We start from the raw sequence: 19,976 nt of genomic DNA, 5'->3' as shown, positions 1-19,976 counted from the left end.
TTGGAACCGCAGGCGGCGCTTGATGCACCGCGCTGTTTCTCCGACAATGGCGTATTGAAGATCGAGCGGGGCTATGCCCCCGAGGTTCACAGCAAACTGGCCGAGATGGGCCACCGGATCGAGGTTCCCGACGCCCCCATTGGAGGGGCTCAGGCGATCCGCATCGACAGGGAAACAGGCACGTTGCACGGGGCATCCGACCCGCGCAAGGACGGCTGCGCATTGGGGTACTGAACATGACGATAACACCTGTAAAAACCATGGTCCGAGATGCGAAATCACGCATCACGTCGCTTTCCGTGGAAGAGGCCCGCAAACAGGCCGAGGCGGGCGAGGCCCTGCTGCTGGACATTCGCGACATCCGCGAGCTTGACCGCGAAGGCCGGGTGCCCGGCGCCTATCACGCCCCACGCGGCATGCTGGAATTCTGGATCGACCCCGAAAGCCCCTACCACAAGCCCGCCCTGCTGGCGGACGGCAAGCGTCTGGTGCTGTTCTGCGCGTCAAGCTGGCGTTCCGCGCTGGCGGCCGACACGCTGCGCGGCATGGGCGTGGAAAACGTGGCCGAGATCGAAGGCGGCTTCAACGCGTGGCGCGATCAGGGCGCCCCGGTCGAGAAAGCCTAATTCAGCTGGAAGTGAAGCGGATACCGACCGTCCTGAAAATCGCCGAACAGATCTTCCAGGTCCGGGTGGGTGACAGGTTCGCCCGTGGTGTCGGGCAAAAGGTTCTGCTCTGACACGTAGGCGACATAATAGCTTTGCTCATTCTCGGCCAGAAGATGGTAAAACGGCTGATCCCGGCGGGGTCGGCTGTCTTCGGGGATGGCGTCATACCATTCCTCTGTGTTGGAAAACCGCGGGTCGACATCGAAAACCACGCCGCGAAACGGATGTTTGCGGTGTCGGACGATTTGACCAAGATGGTATTTCGCGTTCGACTTAAGCATTCACGACACACTCCCACAGAACATAATTTAGCCCGATTTGACGTTCGCTGTCCATTACATCAGCCGGGAACTCAAGGAAACAGTCTGTGAAGGCGGGGCCGACAGTGAAGGGTCCGGCCGCGCCACCGCCCTCGTGCGGGGCCGCCACGCCGAAGCCGCGATCTGACACGAAAGTGTTCCCTCCACGGATTCTGTTTTCGTTAAGATCGAACTTGGGTTAGTCTGTCACAAAACAAAAAATGTGGTTGAGGCTATGAGAAGAGTTTACCGGCTGGCGGTTTTATTGGTGTTGGCGGCATGTTCCTCGCCCAGCTATTCCCCGCCGTCCAATCTGGAAAATGCCTGTTCGATCGTTCGTGAGCGCCCCGTCTATCTGAGGGCGATGAAACGCACGGAACGAAAATGGGGCATCCCCGTCGCCGTACAGATGGCGACGATCTATCAGGAATCCAAGTTCATCGGCGACGCGCGAACGCCGCTGCGCTATTCGCTCGGCGTCATTCCGATGGGGCGGCAATCCTCGGCCTATGGTTATGCGCAGGCGCTGGATGCGACATGGGATGAGTACAGGGAAGAAACCGGCAATCGCCGGGCCAAACGCCACGACATCGACGACGCGACGGATTTCATCGGCTGGTACATGAACCAGTCGGCGGCGCGCATCGGCATTCCGAAATATGACACGCGCAACCAGTACCTCGCCTACCACGAGGGCCGGACCGGCTATTCCCGCGGCAGCTACAACGCCAAACCCTGGCTCATGCGGGTGGCCGACGGGCTGGCGGTGCGCGCGGCGACCTACGACGCCCAGCTTCGGGCCTGCGGACGCGTCTGACCGGGGCTCAGTGCGCAACGCGACCAGCTGCGCGGAGCAGATGAAAAAGGGACGAGGAATCTCTCGTCCCTTTCGCACCGATGCCATGCATTGCCGGATTGCCGTCAGCCGCCCATACGGGCGTTGATCTCCTGCGGGATGTTGAACTTGCTGGCGCCGATCGAGCCGCCGCGCTTCATGTCGCCCAGCACCACCGTGGTCTTCGACCCGGTATTGTCGGTCACCACCCATTGCCGCAGCTCGACGGGATCGTTGGTGAAGACCAGCTGGATGTTGCCGTATTCGGGATGCGCGGGATCCTGCGCGGTTACCGTGGTCTTGGCGCCGGAGGAAGAATGCGCCACCACCATGCCGGAACGCGACAGGTCCACATTGGGCGCCAGGATGATGCTGAGCGGCGTGCGCGACAGCGGGAACTGATCGGGCGGCACATTCGATTTCGGATCGAACACCGCCACCTGACCGCCGCCCGCCATCACCAGGCTCTTGTTGGGCGCGTCATAGTCGAAGCGGATGCGCCCCGGCCGCTGAAGGTACAGCTGCCCGGTGCTGATCGTGCCGTCCCCGTTGATCTGGGTGAACTTGCCCTGCACGGTCGTCATGCCGTTGAGGTACTGCGACAAGGTCCCGAGCGGGATCTTGGCGGCGAAAGCGGGACCGGCGGCGATTACGCCGAGGGCCCCGATCATCAATGCGCGTCGTGTTGTCATACACCCTACCTAAGTTTGCTTGCGGGCCGTGTCACCTTCGCCCGTCTCACAAACGCGAGATAGGCTCAGGACTGCTCGGGCACCAGGATCTCCCGCTTGCCGACATGGTTGGCGGCGCTCACGAGGCCCTCCTCCTCCATCTGCTCGACCAGCCGCGCGGCCTTGTTGTAGCCGATGGCCAGCTTGCGCTGGATGTAGGACGTGGAACATTTGCGATCCTTGATGACGATGGCGACAGCAGTGTCGTACAACGCATCCTCGCCGTCGGTGTTCCCGCCAAGCCCCAGCACGAGGTCGATATCGCTTTCCTTGTCGTCGTCGGGACCGTCCACGACACCGCCCACATATTCCGGCGGGCCGAAATCCTTGAGGTAATTGACGATCTCCTCGACCTCCTCGTCGGAACAGAAAGGCCCGTGCACACGCACGATCCGCGAGCCGCCCGCCATGTAGAGCATATCGCCCATGCCCAGCAGCTGCTCGGCGCCCTGCTCGCCCAGAATGGTGCGGCTGTCGATCTTCGAGGTCACCTGAAAGCTGATCCGGGTGGGAAAGTTCGCCTTGATCGTGCCGGTGATCACATCGACCGAAGGCCGCTGCGTGGCCATGATCAGGTGGATACCGCTCGCCCGCGCCATCTGCGCCAGGCGCTGGATGCAGGCCTCGATCTCCTTGCCGGCGACCATCATCAGATCGGCCATCTCATCGACGACGACCACGATGAAGGGCAGCACCTCGGGCTGGAATTCCTCGGTCTCGAACACCGGCTCGCCGGTGTCGTCGTCGAACCCGGTCTGCACGGTGCGGCTGAACATCTCGTCCTTGGCCAGCGCGTCGCGCACACGGCCGTTGTAGCCCTCGATGTTGCGCACGCCCATCTTGGACATCTTGCGGTAACGATCCTCCATCTCGCCCACCACCCATTTCAGGGCGACGACCGCCTTTTTCGGGTCGGTGACGACAGGGCTCAGCAGATGCGGGATGCCGTCATAGACCGACAGTTCCAGCATCTTGGGATCGATCATGATCAGGCGGCATTCATCGGGCGTCAGCTTGTAGAGCAGCGACAGGATCATCGTGTTGATCGCCACCGATTTGCCCGATCCGGTCGTCCCCGCGATCAGCAGGTGCGGCATCTTTGCCAGGTTGACCACCACCGGCGCGCCGCCGATGTCCTTGCCCAGCGCCAGCGGCAGGCTTTGCTTGCCGTCGCCGAAGTCGCGGTGCGACAGGATTTCCCGCAGCATGACCTTTTCGCGCTGCGCATTGGGCAGCTCGATGCCGATGACCGACCGGCCCGGCACGGTCGACACGCGCGCCGACAGCGCCGACATGGACCGGGCAATATCGTCGGCCAGGCCGATCACGCGGCTGGCCTTGAGGCCCGGCGCGGGTTCCAGTTCGTACATGGTGACGACGGGGCCGGGCCGGACCGACACGATCTCGCCCTTCACGCCATAGTCGTCCAGCACCGATTCCAGCATCCGCGCGTTTTCTTCCAGCGCCTCGTCGGAAAGGTGCAGCCGCTCGATCTCATCGGGGCTGGTCAGCAGCGACAGGGGGGGATGCTCATAGGCGGTGCTTTCGGCCTCGTCGAAGCGCAGATCGGGCTGGGCCTCGGCCGTCGCGCGGCGGCTGGGCTGGGCCCGACGCCTGGGCGCATGTTGAACGACACTGCGCGCCGCGGCAGGGGAGGGGGGGCGCGCCATCTGCGGCGCCGGCGGGGCCGCCGACGCGGCGGCGGTCGGCGACACGCCCTCGGGCAGCGGGCCGCGTTCGACCTTGCCCGAGAACCGGCGGCCGGAACCGGCGCCCGCGTCGGGGCGGTCGTCGCTCAGACCGTCCTGGTAACGGGCACCGCGACCCTCATCATGGTCCCCGTCATAGGCCGCACCCTCGTCAAAGGTGCCGAAGCTCCCGTAGCCCTCGGCGGAGGCGTCTTCCTCCCGGTCGCGCAGGATCTCGGCCTCATCGTCGTTCCAGGCGCGCCACTCGTCGGAATGCTCGGGCGAAAACGCCATGTCCTGCGGTCCCGACACGGCCGCGGCCGCATCGGCGGCAGGCCTGCCGGCGATCAAGGGCGCACGGCCCTGGCGGTGGCGCGTGGCGCTGACCACGGGCGGCTCGGCCCGCAGGGCGCCGCCGCCCGACGACCGCCGAACACGGCTTTTGATGACGCTGGCGATCTTTTCCTTGATGCGGTCATCGCTCGGCTGATCGACCGACTGCGCGGCCCGGCTGACCGGCGGCTCTACCAGTTCGGGTTCCAGCGCGGGTTCGGTCGGCGCGGCGCTGCGGCGCACCAGCGACGGCAGGCGCGACAGCAGGCCGGGCTTGCGCTCCGCCTCGCCGGGGTAGCCCTGCGCCTCATCCTCGATCAGCTCGTCCTCATCGCAATCGTCGTAATCGTCGTAGTCATGGCTGACCCGCGCGGCGCGCCGCTCGTTGCGGCGTGCATTCATCTGCGTTGCCGCCGACGCAGCCCCACCGCCCAGCCGCGCGAAAAGGCTCAGCAAATTGGCATAGGTCAGGATGAACCCGACCAGCATCCAGCGGCCCAGACGCCGCAGCTCTTCCCAGGTGAAGCCCAGCACGAAAAAAGCCATCGCGATCATTGCCGCGCCGAACAGCAGCGACAGCATCTTCAGCCCGAAGGTGGCGCTGATCGGCGTGACGCCCAGCACGGCGCCCAGCACCGTGTCGCCAAAAAGCCCCCCCAATCCGAACGAATGCGTCCAGCCCGCATCGGGAACATGGGTCGAGGCGTAGATCGACGCCAGGGCTATGGCGATCGGTGCAAAGATGGCGCGGCTCAGCGCGCGCTGCTCGCCCTTGTGCAGCACGAAGCGGATGCCCCAGACGAAAAAGGTCAGCGCGATCGCCCAGCCGCCCCAGCCGACGATCACGAACAACGGCGAGGCGATCGAAGCCCCGAAACGGCCAAAGATATTCTGCGCCGGCGCGTCGGTGGCCGACAGCCAGCTTGGATCTTCGGGCACATAGGTGGCAAGGATCAGGGCCACGAAGACGCCGACCGCAACCAGCCCCAGACCCAGCAATTCCTTGCCGCGCCGCTCCAGCGCGGCCTGGGTGTTGCGGTCCAGCAGCGGGTCGCGCGGACGTGCCTGATAAGATGCCATGTTCCTTTTCCTCAATCGTAGAGGCAGTCGCGGATCGCAATCAGTCCGCGCTGCATTTCTTGTTCTTCCGCCACCATCGCCACGCGGATGTAGCCCGCGCCCGGATTTTCACCGTCGACGTCCCGGCTCAGATAGGCGCCGGGCAGCACCCGCACGCCGGTCTGCCGCCACAGGCGCAGCGCGGCCTCCTCGCCGTCGCGCACCGGCAACCACAGGAAAAAACCCGCCTGCGGCGCGGAATAGCCCGCAACCCCGCCGAGGACCTCATCCGCGATCCGGTATTTCGCACGATAGCGCGCGCGGCTCTGCTCGACATGCGCCTCGTCCTGCCAGGCGCGTTCGGCCACGGCCTGAAGCGGCAGGGGCAGCGGCGCGCCGGAATAGGCACGCAGCTGCTTGATCCGCTCGATGCTCCGGGGGCCGCCCGCCGCGAATCCCGACCGCAACCCCGGCAGGTTGGAACGTTTGGACAGCGAATGAAAGATCACGACCCGTTCGGGATCCGCGCCCGCCTGTGCGGCGGCCTGCAACGCGCCCATGGGCGGGGTGTCGCGGTAGACCTCGGAATAGCACTCATCCGCGAAGATCCGGAAATCGTGCTTTTCGGCCAGCGCGATCAGATCGGCCCAATAGCCCGGCGACGCTACCGCGCCCTGCGGATTGGACGGAGAGCAGATATAGGCCACCGCCGTCCGGTCCAGAACCTCGGCGGGCAGCGCCGCGTAATCCGGCAGAAACCCGGTCTGCGCGGTGGCCGGCACAAAGACAGGCTCCGCCGCGCTCGCCAGCGCGGCGACGGCATAGACCTGATAGAACGGGTTGGGCGTCAGCACGACGGGCTTGCGCCCGCCCACGGTCTCGGGACAGAGCGCCAGGCAGGCGTTGAACAGCCCCTCGCGCGTGCCGTTCAGCGCCACAAGCTGACGGTCCGGGTCAAGCGTGACACCATAGCGGCGCGCGACCCAGCCGGACATTGCCGCACGCAACCCGTCGCTCCCCTCGTTCGGGGGATATTTCGCGAAATCGGCCGCATTGTCCGCAACAACCTGACCAACCCAGTCGGGGAACGCGTGCCGCGGCTCGCCAATGGTCATGTGCACGACAGAGCCGCCGGGCGCATGGGCGTCCAGCAGGCTCCGCAGGCGCGGAAATGCATAAGCCGGCAGGTTAGAAAACCGCTCAGGGAAAACCATCTATGCCTCATGTATCGGGATCATTTCGCCCCGTTTGACAACAGGATAACCAGCTAACCGCGGGGGGTCCAGAAAAACCCCCGGCCGAAGGAGGGGCACACAGCGGCCCTGTTGCTTTTTTGGCCCGATCAGCGCAGCGCGGCTTCGGCGGCGGCGCCGAGGCGCAGCAGCCGCTCCTCCTCCCCTGCCCCGCCGAGAAACAGGATGCCGGTCGAGGGCAGGCCTGTGGGCAGCGTCAGGCTGGCCCCGCCCATCAGGTTGCCGATCCGGGTGTTGCGCAGGGTCATCAGGTTTTCCGCCACGAAGTAATCGGCGTCGGACGTCAGCCGCGCGACCTCGGGCGGCATGTTGGGCGCGGTCGGGATGATGACCGCGTCGAACCCGGCGGTCCGCGCGCGATAGATCGCGCGGATCTGCTCCAGCCTGCGCCAGGCGGTCACGTAATCGGCGGCGGAGAATGCGCCGCCGCTGCGAAAGCGCTCGAGAATGCGCGGGAACATCTTTTCGGGGGCGGCCTCGATCACGTCGCGCCAGATGGCGTAGGCCTCGCTCGTGAATAGGATGCCGGACATCGCGACCGCCTCGGCGATCTCCGGGATGGCGCGACGCGTGACCGTGGCGCCCGCCGTCTGCAAGGCTTGCACCGCGCGCTCGAACCCTGCGGCGGGGGCGTCGCGCAGATCCTCCATCGCGACCGTTTCCAGCACCATCAGACGCACGCCCGACAGTGTCGCGCCGCGCAGATCCGCGGCATGCCCGCCCTCCAGCGCGGCCAGCATGTGGGCGGCATCCTCGACGGTGCGGCAAAGCGGCCCGATGGTGTCGAATTTCTCGCACAGCGCGACGCTGCCGGTCGCGTCGATGCGGCCAAGTCCGGTTTTCAACCCGACAAGGTCGTTCCACGCGGCCGGGATGCGCACGGACCCGCCCGTGTCGGACCCCACCGCCGCCGCCGCCACCCCGAACGCGACCGAGGCCGCAGCCCCCGAAGACGACCCGCCGGGCACGGCGGCGGGATCGTTGCGGTTGGGCGGCGTGCCGGTCACCGGGTTCAGCCCGAGGCCGGAAAACGCCAGCTCGGACATATGCGTCTTGCCGAGGCAGACCAGCCCCGCCGAGGTCGCCTGACGCAGCGCGGCCGCATCATGCGCGGGCACCCGGCCCGCCAGCAGCGCGGAGCCTGCCTCCGTGGCGACCCCCGCGGTGTCGAACAGGTCCTTCCAGGATACGGGCACCCCGTCCAGCAGGCCCCGGCGCTGGCCCGCGCGCGCGCGGGTCCGGGCGGCGCGGGCCTCCGCCCGGGCGCGCCCGGGGGTAAGGCGGGCATAGATGCGGTCGCGATCGGCGTGCTCGGCCGCGGCCTCCAGATAAACATCCGTCAACGCCACCGGGTCGATGCGGCCCGCGTCGATGCCGCGCCCCAGATCCGATGCGCTGTCCCAAAGCCAAGCGTCCGACATGCCGTTGCCCCCTCGCTGCGTTGCCACATGTTGCGCCGAACGGTAGACGCTGGCCAACGCATGGACAATCCCGTGCCGCAAGTCATATTTGTCGGTATGGATATTCTCACGCGCGGCATTGCCGATACGACCTCACGCGACCGGACGGATCTCGCCATCGTCGGCGGCGGCCTGAACGGCATGGTTCTGGCGCTTGCCACGGCGGGCAGCGGGCTGTCGGTCACGCTCATAGACGCGCAGAAACCCGCGCCGCACGACACGCCGGACGACACGCCGCACGACGCGCCGGACGACGATGGCAAGAGAGCCGCCGATTTCGACGGGCGCAGCTATGCGCTGGCGCTGGCAACCACCCGCATGTTGCGCGCGCTGGGGCTGTGGCAGGTCGTGCAGGAGGACAGCCAGCCGATCCTGAAGATCACGGCGAGCGACGGGCGCGCGGGCGAAGGCCCCTCCCCCCTGTCGCTGCATTTCGATCATGCCGAGATCGAGGAAGGCCCGATGGGCCACATGATCGAGGATCGCCACCAGCGCCCTGCCCTGCTGCGCGCCGTGGCCGGGTGCAAGGGGATCACGCATCTGACCGGCCGACAGGTGGTGGATCAGGCCGTCGATGCCGCGGGGGTCGAGATCACCCTTGCGGATGGCGAGGTGCTGCGCGCCCGGTTGCTGATCGGCAGCGACGGGCGCAACAGCGGCACCGCGCGGCGGGCGGGCATCCGGCGCACCGGCTGGACCTACGGCCAGACCGCGCTGGTCTGCGCCATCGCGCATGAACGCGACCACGCCGCGACGGCGCATCAGTTCTTCATGCCGCAGGGGCCGTTGGCGGTGCTGCCGCTGCGCGGCAACCGTTCCTCCATCGTCTGGACGGAAAGCGCCGGGCGCGCCGAACGGATCAACGCCCTTACGCAGGAGAATTACCTGGCGGTGCTGCGGCCGCGCTTCGGGGATTTTCTGGGCCGGATCGATCTTGCCGGGCAGCGGTTTTCCTATCCGCTGGGCCTGTCGCTGGCCAATGCGATGGTGGCCGATCGCCTTGCGCTGGTGGGCGATGCCGCCCATGCGGTGCACCCGCTGGCGGGTCAGGGCCTGAACCAGGGGCTGCGCGATGTCGCCGCCCTGTCCGAGGTTCTGATCGACGCCCACCGCCGGGGCGAGGATTTCGCCAGCCCGCTCACCCTGGCGCGCTATCAGCAGTGGCGCAGGTTCGACGCCACGACCCTGGCGCTGGCGACGGATGGGTTCAACCGGCTCTTTTCCAACGACAACCCCCTTCTGCGAGGGCTGCGCGATCTGGGGTTGGGGGCGGTCAACGCCCTGCCCGGCCTGCGACGCGGGTTCATCCGCGAGGCCGCCGGTCTGACGGGCGAGTTGCCGCGGCTGATGCAGGGACGGGCTTTGTAGCGCGCTGCCAAGGGGGAGGGCGCATCGCCCTCCGCCTGCCGCGGGGCGGCTACCGGGTTTCGCGTGCCTCGTCGGGCAGCATGATCGGAATTCCGTCGCGGATCGGAAACGCCAGATGCGCCGCGCGAGAGATCAGCTCCTGCCGCTCCGCATCATAGCTCAGCGTCGCCTGGGTGACGGGGCAGACCAGCGCCTCCAGCATCCTGCGGTCGAAGTCCTGGCTCATTGCAAAATCTCCTCGGCCTTGCCGCCGCGCAGCGAAAAATCGATCAGCGTGGACAGTGTCTTGCGCCGCGTGCTCAGGCAAGGCGCCTCGAGCAGGGCCTGCTTTTCCTCGGTCTCGAAGGGGCAGAGCATCGACAGCGAGTTGATGAGCAGCTCGTCTTCGGCCTCCTTCAGGCTGTCCCAGTCGGTGGACAGCGCATTGGCCGAAAAATAGCGGTTGAGCAGGTCCAGAAACCTGCCGCGGTCGAAATCGGGATCTTCCTCGACCGGGCCCAGGTCACGCTCGAACCCATCCCAGCACACATCTGCGCGCATATAGGGCGTGAAGCCCGTCTGCTCGGCCTCGATGCGATAGCGCGACACGCCGCTGAGCGTGATCATGTAGCGCCCGTCCTCGGTTTCGGAAAACCCGGTCAGCCGACCGGCGCATCCCACGCGGTGCAGGCGGCGCGCGCCCGAACCGCCGGGGGTTTCCATCGGCTGCACCATTCCGATCAGCCGGTGCGACGTCTTCATCGTGTCGTCCAGCATCGCCAGATACTTCGGCTCGAAGATATGCAGAGGCAGACGCGCCCGCGGCAACATCAATGCGCCGGGAAGGGGAAACACCGGGATGGTGTCTGGCAGATCAATGTGCGTCATCATGGCATCAATGTAGCCTCGCGGCGGCGTCAGGCAAAGATCATCGACGAAAGCCTGCGACGCCCGTTCAGGACGATGGGGTCCTGCGGTTTCAGCGCGTCGAATATGGTGAAAAGCTGCGTCTTGGCGGCGCCGTCGTTCCACTCGCGGTCGCGGCGGAACAGTTCCAGCAAATGATCCACCGCCTCCTGCACACGTCCGCTGGCGTGCAGCGCCGTGGCCAGCTCCAGCCGGGCGGCGTGATCGTCGGGATCGGCCTCCACCCTGGCGCTCAGATCGGCCACCGGGCCCGCGTCGGCCGCCTGCCGCAGCAGCGCGATCTGCGCGCGGGCGGCCTCGATCTCGGCGGCGTTTGCGATGGCGGCGGGGGCGGCATTCAGCAGGCTTTCGGCATGATCCACCTCATCCATCGCCAGATGCGCACGGATCAGCCCGCCGTAGGCTGCGGCGTTTTCGGGCTCCTCGCCCAGAATGGCGGCGAAGGTCTGGGCGGCGTCGACGGCGGCGCCCTCTTCCAGCATCTGCTCTGCCGCGGCGATGGCTTCGGCCAGCCCGTCGTCTTCGCCGTCACCGGCCAGCGCCGCGACGCGGTCGACGAAAGCCTTGATCTCGGATTGGGCGACAGCGCCCTGAAAGCCGTCGACAGGCTGCCCCTTGTGAAAGGCATAGACGGTGGGGATGGACTGGATGCGCAGCTGCGCCGCGATCTGCTGGTTCTGGTCCACATCGACCTTCACCATCTTCACCCGGCCCTTGGCTTGCTTGACCGCGCTTTCCAGCGCCGGACCCAGCGTCTTGCATGGCCCGCACCAGGGTGCCCAGAAATCGACGATCACGGGGACCTGGTCGCTCGCCTCGACCACATCCTGCATGAAGCTCGCTTCGGTGGTGTCCTTGATCAGATCGCTATCGGAGGTCGTGGCCCCGTTTCCGCCGCCCAGTTCCAGCATGTCATTCTTCCTTCCGGTTTCCGACCTTATATGTGAGGCGACACCGCGCTTGTCAAAGCGTGTGTCCCGCCCGCGCGACAAATTCGGCCCGGGGCGGGTTTCGGCCGCCTGTCCTTGAAAGCGGGCATCGGAGGCGCGGCGTCTGCGACCGCGCGCCCCTAGAGGTCGAAACTGGCGAAGACCGGCGCATGATCGGACGGCTTTTCCCAGCCCCGCGCGTCGCGCAGCACGCGCGAGCCATGCGCCGCGGCGGAAATATCGGGCGTCGCCCAGACATGATCCAGCCGCCGCCCCTTGTCGGCCGCGTCCCAGTCGCGCGCGCGATACGACCACCAACTGTAAAGCTGCCCCTCGGGCACATCCTGCCGGGTGATGTCGACCCAGCGCCCCGCGTCCTGCGTCTGCGCCAGATGCTCGACCTCCACCGGGGTGTGGCTGACGACCTTGAGCAGTTTCTTGTGGTCCCAGACGTCGTCTTCGCGCGGGGCGATGTTCAGATCGCCCACCATGATCGACCGCGCGGGCCGGTCCGCGTGAAAGGCGTCGCGCATCTCGGTCAGGTAATCGAGTTTCTGGCCGAACTTCACGTTGACCTCGCGGTCGGGCACATCGCCACCGGCGGGCACGTAGAAATTGTGAATCGTCACACCGTTTTCCAGGCGCCCCGCGACATGGCGCGCATGGCCCAGCGACGCATAATCCCGGTCGCCCGCGTCTTCCATCGGCAGGCGCGACAGGATGGCCACGCCGTTGTAGCCCTTCTGCCCGCGCGCGATCATGTAGCGGTAGCCCAGCTCGCGGAACCGCTCGAGCGGGATCTTGTCGACCGGCGACTTGCATTCCTGAAGGCACAACACGTCCGGGGCCTCCTGCTCCAGCAGGCGGCAGACGATCGGCTCTCTCAGGCGGACGGAGTTGATGTTCCAGGTGGCGAGGGTGAATGGCATTCGCAGTCTCCTTTCCCCCTGATCACATGAAAAAAAGGCCCGGCACAAGGCCGGGCCAGTCCAACGGGGAGAAACGTGCTTAACCCAGGCACGCGCGGGTCTGGAGATGCAACGCAGGTTTCCGCGATCGGTTCCATCCCGCGGCTGAATTCGCGCGCGGCTGCGTCCGAGGCGCGCGAAAAGCCGCGGGCGCGCGTCGCGCATCGAGGAAAATCGGGGGCCGGGGTTTCACGCGACCAGCCGATAGCCGCCGCTTTCGGTGACCAGCAGCCGCGCGTTGGAGGGGTCCGGCTCGATCTTCTGGCGCAGCCGGTAGATATGGGTCTCGAGCGTATGGGTGGTGACGCCCGCGTTGTAGCCCCAGACCTCATGCAGCAGAACCTCGCGCGCCACGACCCCTTCGGAGGCGCGGTAGAGAAATTTCAGGATATTGGTTTCCTTTTCGGTCAGGCGGATCTTGCGGTCGGACGCGTCGGTCAACATCTTCATCGCGGGTTTGAACGTGTAGGGTCCAAGCTGAAAGACCGCATCCTCGGACTGTTCGTGCTGGCGCAGCTGCGCGCGGATGCGGGCCAGCAGGACGGGAAACTTGAAAGGCTTCGTCACGTAGTCGTTGGCGCCCGAATCGAGGCCCAGGATCGTGTCGCTGTCGCTGTCATGGCCCGTCAGCATCAAGACCGGACATTTCACCCCCTGCTTTCGCATCAGGCGGCATAGTTCGCGGCCGTCGGTGTCGGGCAGGCCCACATCCAGGATGACCAGATCGTAATGACCGGCCTTGACCTTTTCCATCGCGTGATGGCCGTTGTCGGCCTCGAACACGTCGAAGTCCTCGGTCATCACAAGCTGCTCCGACAGGGCCTCGCGCAGATCGTCGTCGTCATCGACCAGCAATAGGCGTTTGAGCGTGTTCATTCGGTCCCTCCTGGCTGCGGCGCCGTCGCGCGGGAGTCGCGCCCGCGTCCGGCGTCATCAAATTCCGGTGTCACGACCAGAGATGTCCGCCCCGCCCGATCACAGCAAGGTTTACTGCAATGATTTCACGGGCTCGTGTCGAATTCGGGGGATTTGTTTCACGTTTGAAGGCGTGGCCGCGGAATTCGGCTCTGGATCTCGGAAGCGTTTTCGCCCAGAACCGCGGGCATGAGCCTGCGCCCGGACATGACCCAGATGTTGGCCCGCGCGCGGGGCGATTTGCGCATGGGCGTGCCCGTGGTGCTTTCCGGGCGCGACGGCAGCGTGCTGATCGCCGCGGCGGAGACACTGCATGCCGACAGTTATACCGCGCTACGCAGGCTGGGCCTGCCGCTGGTCCTGGCGGTCACCAACTGGCGTGCCTCCACGCTCAAGGCGCGGGCCTACGACGGCGATCTGGCCCGCATCGCGGTGCCCGACGACGCGGCGCTTGGCTGGCTGCTGGCGGTGACCGACCCCGCTGACGACCTTCGCAGCCCCATGAAGGGGCCGTTCCGCACCCTGCGGGATGGCTCGGCCACGCTGCACCGCATTGCGCTGACGCTTGCCAAATCCGCGCGGCTCCTGCCCGCGGCGCTGGTCGTCGCGCTGCCGGACGGGGCCGGGTTCGCGGCGGAGCACGACCTGACCCTGCTCGACGCCGATGCCGCAGCGGCGGCGCTGACGGCCTTCAGCCCGCTCAACAAGGTGGTGGACGCGCGCCTGCCGCTGGCGGTGTCCGAGGCCGGCCGGCTGCATGTGTTTCGCCCCGACGACGGCGGCGAGGAACATTATGCCATCCAGATCGGCACGCCGCATCGCGACCGCCCGGTGCTGTGCCGCCTGCATTCGGCCTGTTTCACCGGCGATCTGCTGGGGTCGCTGAAATGCGACTGCGGCCCGCAGCTGCGCGGAGCGCTGGCGCAGATGGGCACGGAGGGCAGCGGCATCCTGCTTTACCTCAACCAGGAGGGCCGCGGGATCGGGCTGGCCAACAAGATGCGCGCCTATTCGCTGCAGGATCAGGGCTTCGACACGGTCGAGGCCAACCACCGCCTGGGGTTCGAGGATGACGAGCGCGATTTCCGCATCGGCACGGCGATCCTGTCGGCATTGGGATTTTCCGCGGTGCGGCTGCTGACCAACAACCCCGCAAAGGTCGCGATGATGGAAAGCCAGGGCATCACGGTGACCGAGCGGGTGCCGTTGAAGGTCGGGCTGAACCCGCATAACAGCGGCTACCTGCGCACCAAGGCCGACAAGTCCGGGCATCTGCTGTGACCGCGCGGAGCGGCGATCTCGTCCTGACGCCGACGGGCTGCCGGTTTCTCGGGCAGCGCCATCCCTGCGCGATCGGACGTGGCGGCGTCACGACGCAAAAGCGCGAAGGCGATGGCGCGACACCCGCGGGCGTGCTGCGCATCGTCGGCACGCTGTACCGCCCCGACCGGATGGCCCAGCCCGCGCCCTGGGCGCGCCCCATCGGCTTGTACGATCTGTGGTCCGACGACAGCGCCGATCCGCAGTATAACACCGCCGTGCGCGCACCACATGGGTTTGGCCACGAACGGCTTCGCCGGGCGGATCCGCTTTACGATCTGGTGCTGCTGACGGATTGGAACTGGCCCCTCGCCCGCCCCGGTCTGGGGTCGGCCATTTTCGTGCACCGCTGGCGCAAGCCGGGACACCCGACAGAGGGCTGCGTGGCCTTCGACCCCGCGACGCTGCTGCAAATCGCGCGCGCGGCCCCCCCCGGCACCCGGCTGATCGTGCCGCCCGCGCTGGCGCGGCGGGGCGCCTAGCCCGCGTCGCGGTCGCCAAAGATGGCCGAGCCGACGCGCACATGCGTGGCGCCCTGGGCGATGGCGCGCTCGAAATCGCCGCTCATGCCCATCGACAGACCGTCCAGCCCGTTGCGCGCCGCGATCTTGGCCAGCAGCGCGAAATGCAGCGCGGGCTCTTCCTGCGCGGGGGGGATGCACATCAGCCCGCGCAGCGGCAGGTCGAGCGCGCGACATTCCGCGATGAAGCCATCCGCCTGATCGGGGAGAACGCCGGCCTTCTGCGACTCCTCTCCGGTGTTGACCTGCACGAAGAGATCCGGGCAACGGCCCCGTTCCTGCGACAGGCGGGCCAGCGTGCTCGCCAGCTTGGGCCGGTCCAGCGAATGGATCGCGTCGAACAGTTCCATCGCCTGCCGCGCCTTGTTCGTCTGAAGCGGCCCGATCATATGCAGCTGCACCCCGTCGAAGCGGTCGCGCAGGCCGGGCCATTTGCCCACGGCCTCCTGCACGCGGTTTTCACCGAAGACCCTGTGGCCCTCTTCCAGCACCGCGACGACCCGTTCCAGCGGCTGCACCTTGGACACTGCAATCAACTCGGTGGCGCCCGCGGGTCGGCCTGTCCGCTCTTCCTCGGCGCGGATGCGGTCCTTGATCTCCTGCAATCCCATCACTGCCCTTTCCGTTCCAGTGCCTTCAACATCGGCTGCAATTCGTCCTCATACCTCTGCCAGGCCTTCAGCGACGATTTATAGATCGGCTGGCGCACCTGGAACAGGCTGAGCGTGCGGACCGTCTGAGCGTTGTCGCGATAGGACAGGCAGGCGTCTTCCCACGCCAGCCCCGCCGCCGCGATCAGGCGGCGGCTGGCGGCGTCGGGGTCGGCGATCAGATCCTCGTAATGCATCTCGGTGAACCAGTCGGGCACCAGATCGCGCCAGAAGCCGATCATGCCGTCGAAGAGGGTGTAGAATTCCGCCAGATCCTTCAGATCGTAGGCATAGCCGTGCAGGCCGGCGGGAAACACGTTCTTGTAGATCGACAGCAGCGTGTCGCGCGGATCGCGGCGCACCACGATGATGCGCGCATTGGGCAGGGCGCGGCGGATCAACGGCAGGAACCCGTAGGTCTGGATCGATTTGTCGACCAGCTGCGGGGAGTTCGGCGCGAGGGCACGCGCCAGCCGTTCATAGCGGTGACCGAAGGCCACGATGTCGGCGGCGGGAACCTCTTCGATCGGGCGCAGACCGGCCCCGTCGGGGCGCGCCATCAAACGATGCGCCTCTCTCGTGGCGAAACCGGCCTCGCCGATGCCGGTCATGCGCGAATGCGCGGCGATGATCTGTTCGATCAGCGTGGTGCCCGACCGCGGCAGCCCGGTGACGAAGACGGGCGCGAAGGCGCTGGTGCCCGACAGGAGCGGGGCATCCGGGTCCAGCGCGCGGAACGCGGCCTGCTGCGCCGCGACCTCGGCCCGGCGGGCGGCGATGTCATAGGGAAACAGCTTGCGCATGTCGCGGTTGGCCCGGTGCAGATAGCCGAACACGTGATCGAACTGCCCCGCGTCCTCCATCACCTTGGCCAGCGCGAAGCCGAGCTGCGCACGGTCCAGCCGGGGCGTCGCCGGATCGTCATGAAGCGCCTGCATCGTCGCGACCAGGGCATCGTCGGGCGAGAGTTTCAGCCCGGCCGCGAAACGCCGGTAAAGTGCCCCGTCGCGCGGGGCCAGCGCCAGCGCGCGGCGGAAATCCGCGGCGGCGGCGCCGAAATCGCCCCTTACCTGCAAGCAATCCGCGCGGCGGTCATGCGGCGCGGCCGCGTCGGGATAGAGCGCGATCGCCCGTTCATAGGTCCGAAGCGCCGCCTCGGTACGGTTGCGTCCCTCCTGGGCCGCAGCCAGTTGCAACAGCAGCTCCAGCGAGGGGGCAGTTCGCTCGATCAGGTCGGCCAGCAGCGCCTCGGCGGCGGCGAAATCCTTTTCCCGCAGCAACAGGTCGGCGCGCAGGGTCAGCGCCTCGCGGTTGTCCGGGGCCAGGTGCAGCGCCTTGTCGATCGCCCGCAACGCACCGGGATGATCCTGCCCCCGGCGCAAGACGCGGGCCAGCGCGATCCACGCGGCCGGCAGCGACGGTTGCAGCCGCAGCGCGCTGCGCGCGTGATCCAGCGCCGGTTTGCGCGGGCCGTGCTGCGCCAACAGATCCGCCATCGCCGCGTGGACCGGCGCCGCGTTCGGCGCGAGGCGCAGGGCGGTCTTGCCCGATTTCAGGGCCTTTTCGATGCGCCCCTGCCCCGCCAGCGCCAGCGCCAGCTGCGCATGGGCCGGACCGTCGCCGGGGTTCGCCTTCAGATGGCGGCGCAACCGCGTTTCCGCCTCGGCGAAACGGGCGTCGACCAGCAGATCCCGCACATCGGCATCGGTTTGATCGGGGGTCCCGCCCAGTGCCTTGTGAAAGGCGGCGCGGGTCTGCGCATCCAGCGGGGCGGCACGGGCGCGCTCCAGCCAGTCATCGCGCGCCGTGGTATCGCCCAGTGCCGCAAGGGTCTGGCCCGCCTGCATCCACAACGCGGGCTCTGCGGGTTTCGCGGCGAGGGCGCTTTCCAGATGGGCCAGCGCGGCGGCCGCGTGCCCTTCGGCCAGATCCATGCGGGCCAGCTGGAAATGCACTTCGGGCACTGTCGGACGCGCGGCCAATATACGCGAATAGAGCTCACGCGCACGCGCGGGCTGTCGCTGCGCCTGAAGCGTGACCGCCTGCTGGTAAAGGGCGGTGATCTCTGCGGGAGTAAGGGGCTGCATCACCATTTCCGGGCAAGGAAAAAACCTGCGGGCGGCGTAGCACGGACAGAAGGGTCAGTCGAGGCGGGCAGGTCGAGATGGGCAGCTCGAGGCGGCGCGATGCAAGGATGCAAGGCCGATCACGTCAGGCAAGGCGCCAAAAGCAAAAGAGCGGACCCGAAGGCCCGCTCTTTCAAACTCGGATCCAGGGATGGATCAGAAGGCCATCGACAGACCGAAGGAGTAGGTGTTGCGGTCGACGTTGGCAACGTTGTTGCCCGAGCCGTAACCGGCCAGCAGCGATGCGCCGCCACCCAGGTCGTAGCCCACGGCAACGCCGTAGCCGTCAGCCGAGGTGCCGTTGTCGTAGTCGAACTTGCCGTAGTTGGCGTGCATCGACAGGGCGCCGACCTTGTAGCCAACACCGACACCGACGTGGTTGTAGTCGGCGTTTGCAGCCTGCAGGTCGAACTTGGTGTACTCGACACCGGCGGTCAGGCCTGCGTCCATCGTGTAGACAGCGCTGACGCCGTATGCGTCGCGGTCTGCACCACCGGCGTCCTGAGTGGACTGGTAGCCAGCGCCGAATGCGACGTTGCCCGAACCCAGGGCCCAGTTGTAGCGGGTACCGACGGCGTAGCCGGTGTCACGCGCGCCGGTGTCGTCCATTTCGACCGACAGGGCAACGCCGAAACCAGCGAAGGTGTTGTCGTAGCGAACGATCTGACCGTCGTAGCGACCGTCGAGGTAGGCACCCAGGTAGCCAGCGTGGGAGGTTTCGTCGTCGGCGATGGAACCGGGGTTACCCATGTTGCCGGCGTCGGTCAGAGCCCAGTCCAGAGCGCCGTCGGTGTCGCCCATCGTCAGGGTGCCGAAGTCGCCGGATACGAAGATCGCCACGCCGCCGTGAGCAGCCGGGTTGTCGAACGCGTTGTTCGTGCAGGTCGTCGGCAGCGCCGTGATCGTGCAGGAATCCTGAGCTTCGTCCATGTCAACCGACGCACCGAAGGTCAGGCCGTTGTCGGTCGTGCCGGACATCGTGAAGGTGACGTCGATATCCTGGAAGAACTGGTCCTGGATGGAGACACCGGCAGCGTTGTCGCCACCGAAGATACCCATTTCGGCGGAACCGGTGACTTTTACTTCAGCGGCTGCGATAGTTGCCGAAGCCACGAGAGCCGTGGAAGCAAAGAGAACCTTTTTCATGGTTTTCCCTCATTCGTTAAAAGGTGCACCTCAATCCAGCGAACTCCGAATTGAGTATGCTGCTGTTTCCCCCTAACCCGCCATCATTGCAAGAATACGCGAAACCCTTGCCCCAGAGTCCCCGGACTTGGTGCAGCTTTGCCACAGTGATGCCACGGCGGCGCCTCGAAGGGGCTATGATACCTCTCGGGCCGCTCGCCGCGCGCCGCTTGCCTGAATGCGTTCAGGAAAAGCCTTGTCGGTCAAAATTCGCTCAGCTACACCAAGCCTAGTCTGATGGAGGGCCGAGTGTGACTATCGGAAAGACAGTTCTGATCCTGACGGGTCTGGCTATGACGCTGAGCGGATGCGGAGCCTTCGGTTCCGGCGATGCCAACCAGCGCAGCGAAACCTATGCGAAAAACCAGGAACGCGCGCGCCAGCAGCTGACCGCCAACGGCGTCATCCAGGAAGACCGCTCCTCAATCTTCGACCTGTTCGGCAACAAGGCCGATCCGAATACCACCGTCGAGGTCAACAAATACATCTGGGCCGCGGCGCTGGATGTGCTGGATTTCATGCCCATCGAATCCGCGGACCCCTTCACCGGGACCATCGTGATGGGCTACGGCACCGCCCCCGGATCGTCGCGCGCCTATCGCGCGACCGTCTTCGTGCGCGACCCGGCGCTCGACGCGCGCTCGCTCAACGTGGCGCTGGCCACACGGTCGGGCCCCGCCTCCGCCGATGTCCAGCGGGAGGTCGAGAACGCGATCCTGACCCGCGCCCGCCAGCTGCGGATTCGCGATTCGAAGCTCTAGC

General features: G+C 66.6%; 20 protein-coding genes. 7 read left to right on the top strand and 13 right to left on the bottom strand.

What is annotated here, in order from left to right:
* The coding region (locus tag ACU0BR_RS02490; RefSeq protein WP_446155264.1) for a gamma-glutamyltransferase at positions 1–234 on the top strand (234 nt) is incomplete at its 5' end.
* Positions 235–236: 2 nt separating this feature from the next.
* Positions 237–626, top strand: a complete 390-nt coding sequence (locus tag ACU0BR_RS02485; protein ID WP_446155263.1) for a rhodanese-like domain-containing protein — start codon at positions 237–239, stop codon at positions 624–626.
* Here the strand turns inward: ACU0BR_RS02485 and hspQ are convergent.
* Complete coding sequence (hspQ, locus tag ACU0BR_RS02480; protein ID WP_446155262.1) at positions 623–949, bottom strand: heat shock protein HspQ; 327 nt, start codon at positions 947–949, stop codon at positions 623–625. The two genes, ACU0BR_RS02485 and hspQ, sit on opposite strands and share 4 nt — an antisense overlap.
* Before the next feature lie 253 nt (positions 950–1,202).
* Between hspQ and ACU0BR_RS02475 the strand changes: the two genes are divergently transcribed.
* Complete coding sequence (locus ACU0BR_RS02475; RefSeq protein ID WP_446155261.1) at positions 1,203–1,784, top strand: transglycosylase SLT domain-containing protein; 582 nt, start codon at positions 1,203–1,205, stop codon at positions 1,782–1,784.
* Between the two features lie 104 nt (positions 1,785–1,888).
* Here ACU0BR_RS02475 and ACU0BR_RS02470 read toward each other — a convergent pair whose 3' ends face one another.
* The 4 genes from ACU0BR_RS02470 to ACU0BR_RS02455 all read right to left on the bottom strand — a co-directional run bounded on the left by ACU0BR_RS02470 (position 1,889) and on the right by ACU0BR_RS02455 (position 8,287).
* Positions 1,889–2,494 carry a LolA family protein gene (locus tag ACU0BR_RS02470; RefSeq protein ID WP_446155260.1) on the bottom strand — a complete coding sequence of 202 codons (606 nt, stop codon included), beginning with the start codon at positions 2,492–2,494 and terminating at the stop codon, positions 1,889–1,891.
* A 65-nt stretch (positions 2,495–2,559) separates the two neighbouring features.
* Positions 2,560–5,634, bottom strand: coding sequence for a DNA translocase FtsK (locus ACU0BR_RS02465; RefSeq protein WP_446155259.1), 3,075 nt, complete (start codon positions 5,632–5,634; stop codon positions 2,560–2,562).
* 11 nt (positions 5,635–5,645) lie between these two features.
* Positions 5,646–6,827, bottom strand: a complete 1,182-nt coding sequence (locus ACU0BR_RS02460; RefSeq protein WP_446155258.1) for an aminotransferase class I/II-fold pyridoxal phosphate-dependent enzyme — start codon at positions 6,825–6,827, stop codon at positions 5,646–5,648.
* A gap of 128 nt (positions 6,828–6,955) precedes the next feature.
* On the bottom strand, positions 6,956–8,287 hold the full coding sequence (locus ACU0BR_RS02455) for an amidase (protein WP_446155257.1): 1,332 nt from the start codon (positions 8,285–8,287) through the stop codon (positions 6,956–6,958).
* 96 nt (positions 8,288–8,383) lie between these two features.
* Here ACU0BR_RS02455 and ACU0BR_RS02450 point away from each other — a divergent pair, with 96 nt between their 5' ends.
* Entirely contained in the window at positions 8,384–9,694 is a 1,311-nt protein-coding gene (locus ACU0BR_RS02450; RefSeq protein ID WP_446155256.1) for a UbiH/UbiF/VisC/COQ6 family ubiquinone biosynthesis hydroxylase, read from the top strand.
* Positions 9,695–9,743: 49 nt separating this feature from the next.
* Here the strand turns inward: ACU0BR_RS02450 and ACU0BR_RS02445 are convergent, their stop codons facing one another.
* From ACU0BR_RS02445 to ACU0BR_RS02425, 5 genes are all read right to left on the bottom strand, one after another.
* Positions 9,744–9,920, bottom strand: a complete 177-nt coding sequence (locus ACU0BR_RS02445; RefSeq protein ID WP_446155255.1) for a Trm112 family protein — start codon at positions 9,918–9,920, stop codon at positions 9,744–9,746.
* Positions 9,917–10,564: an LON peptidase substrate-binding domain-containing protein gene (locus tag ACU0BR_RS02440; RefSeq protein WP_446155254.1), complete on the bottom strand. Its 648-nt coding sequence runs from the start codon at positions 10,562–10,564 to the stop codon at positions 9,917–9,919. Before ACU0BR_RS02440 ends, ACU0BR_RS02445 begins: the two co-directional genes overlap by 4 nt.
* 26 nt (positions 10,565–10,590) lie before the next feature.
* Entirely contained in the window at positions 10,591–11,511 is a 921-nt protein-coding gene (trxA, locus tag ACU0BR_RS02435) for a thioredoxin (RefSeq protein WP_446155253.1), read from the bottom strand.
* 158 nt (positions 11,512–11,669) lie between these two features.
* Positions 11,670–12,458 carry an exodeoxyribonuclease III gene (locus tag ACU0BR_RS02430; RefSeq protein ID WP_446155252.1) on the bottom strand — a complete coding sequence of 263 codons (789 nt, stop codon included), beginning with the start codon at positions 12,456–12,458 and terminating at the stop codon, positions 11,670–11,672.
* A gap of 228 nt (positions 12,459–12,686) precedes the next feature.
* Positions 12,687–13,373 (bottom strand): response regulator transcription factor, encoded by a 687-nt coding sequence (locus ACU0BR_RS02425; RefSeq protein ID WP_446155251.1) that lies wholly within the window; start codon positions 13,371–13,373, stop codon positions 12,687–12,689.
* Positions 13,374–13,601: 228 nt separating this feature from the next.
* On the opposite strand from ACU0BR_RS02425, the gene ribA reads away from it, so the two are divergent.
* Positions 13,602–14,693: a GTP cyclohydrolase II gene (gene ribA / locus ACU0BR_RS02420; RefSeq protein WP_446155250.1), complete on the top strand. Its 1,092-nt coding sequence runs from the start codon at positions 13,602–13,604 to the stop codon at positions 14,691–14,693.
* Positions 14,690–15,214 carry a L,D-transpeptidase family protein gene (locus ACU0BR_RS02415; protein WP_446155249.1) on the top strand — a complete coding sequence of 175 codons (525 nt, stop codon included), beginning with the start codon at positions 14,690–14,692 and terminating at the stop codon, positions 15,212–15,214. The genes ribA and ACU0BR_RS02415 overlap by 4 nt, the downstream gene beginning before the upstream one ends.
* On the opposite strand, the gene ACU0BR_RS02410 is transcribed toward ACU0BR_RS02415, so the two are convergent.
* The 3 genes from ACU0BR_RS02410 to ACU0BR_RS02400 form a co-directional block, all read right to left on the bottom strand.
* A complete protein-coding gene (locus tag ACU0BR_RS02410; RefSeq protein WP_446155248.1) occupies positions 15,211–15,864 on the bottom strand; it encodes a YggS family pyridoxal phosphate-dependent enzyme in 654 nt (217 codons plus the stop codon). The two genes, ACU0BR_RS02415 and ACU0BR_RS02410, sit on opposite strands and share 4 nt — an antisense overlap.
* A complete protein-coding gene (locus ACU0BR_RS02405) occupies positions 15,864–17,990 on the bottom strand; it encodes a sulfotransferase (protein ID WP_446155247.1) in 2,127 nt (708 codons plus the stop codon). Before ACU0BR_RS02405 ends, ACU0BR_RS02410 begins: the two co-directional genes overlap by 1 nt.
* Before the next feature lie 195 nt (positions 17,991–18,185).
* Positions 18,186–19,175: a porin gene (locus ACU0BR_RS02400; protein ID WP_446155246.1), complete on the bottom strand. Its 990-nt coding sequence runs from the start codon at positions 19,173–19,175 to the stop codon at positions 18,186–18,188.
* A 290-nt stretch (positions 19,176–19,465) separates the two neighbouring features.
* Here ACU0BR_RS02400 and ACU0BR_RS02395 point away from each other — a divergent pair, with 290 nt between their 5' ends.
* A complete protein-coding gene (locus tag ACU0BR_RS02395) occupies positions 19,466–19,975 on the top strand; it encodes a DUF3576 domain-containing protein (protein WP_446155245.1) in 510 nt (169 codons plus the stop codon).
* Position 19,976 lies beyond the last annotated feature (1 nt).

The sequence above is a fragment of the Brevirhabdus sp. genome, assembly GCF_052826345.1.
The sequence above is the reverse complement of the archived record's forward strand: the minus strand, read 5'-3'. Positions and strand labels throughout refer to the sequence as shown.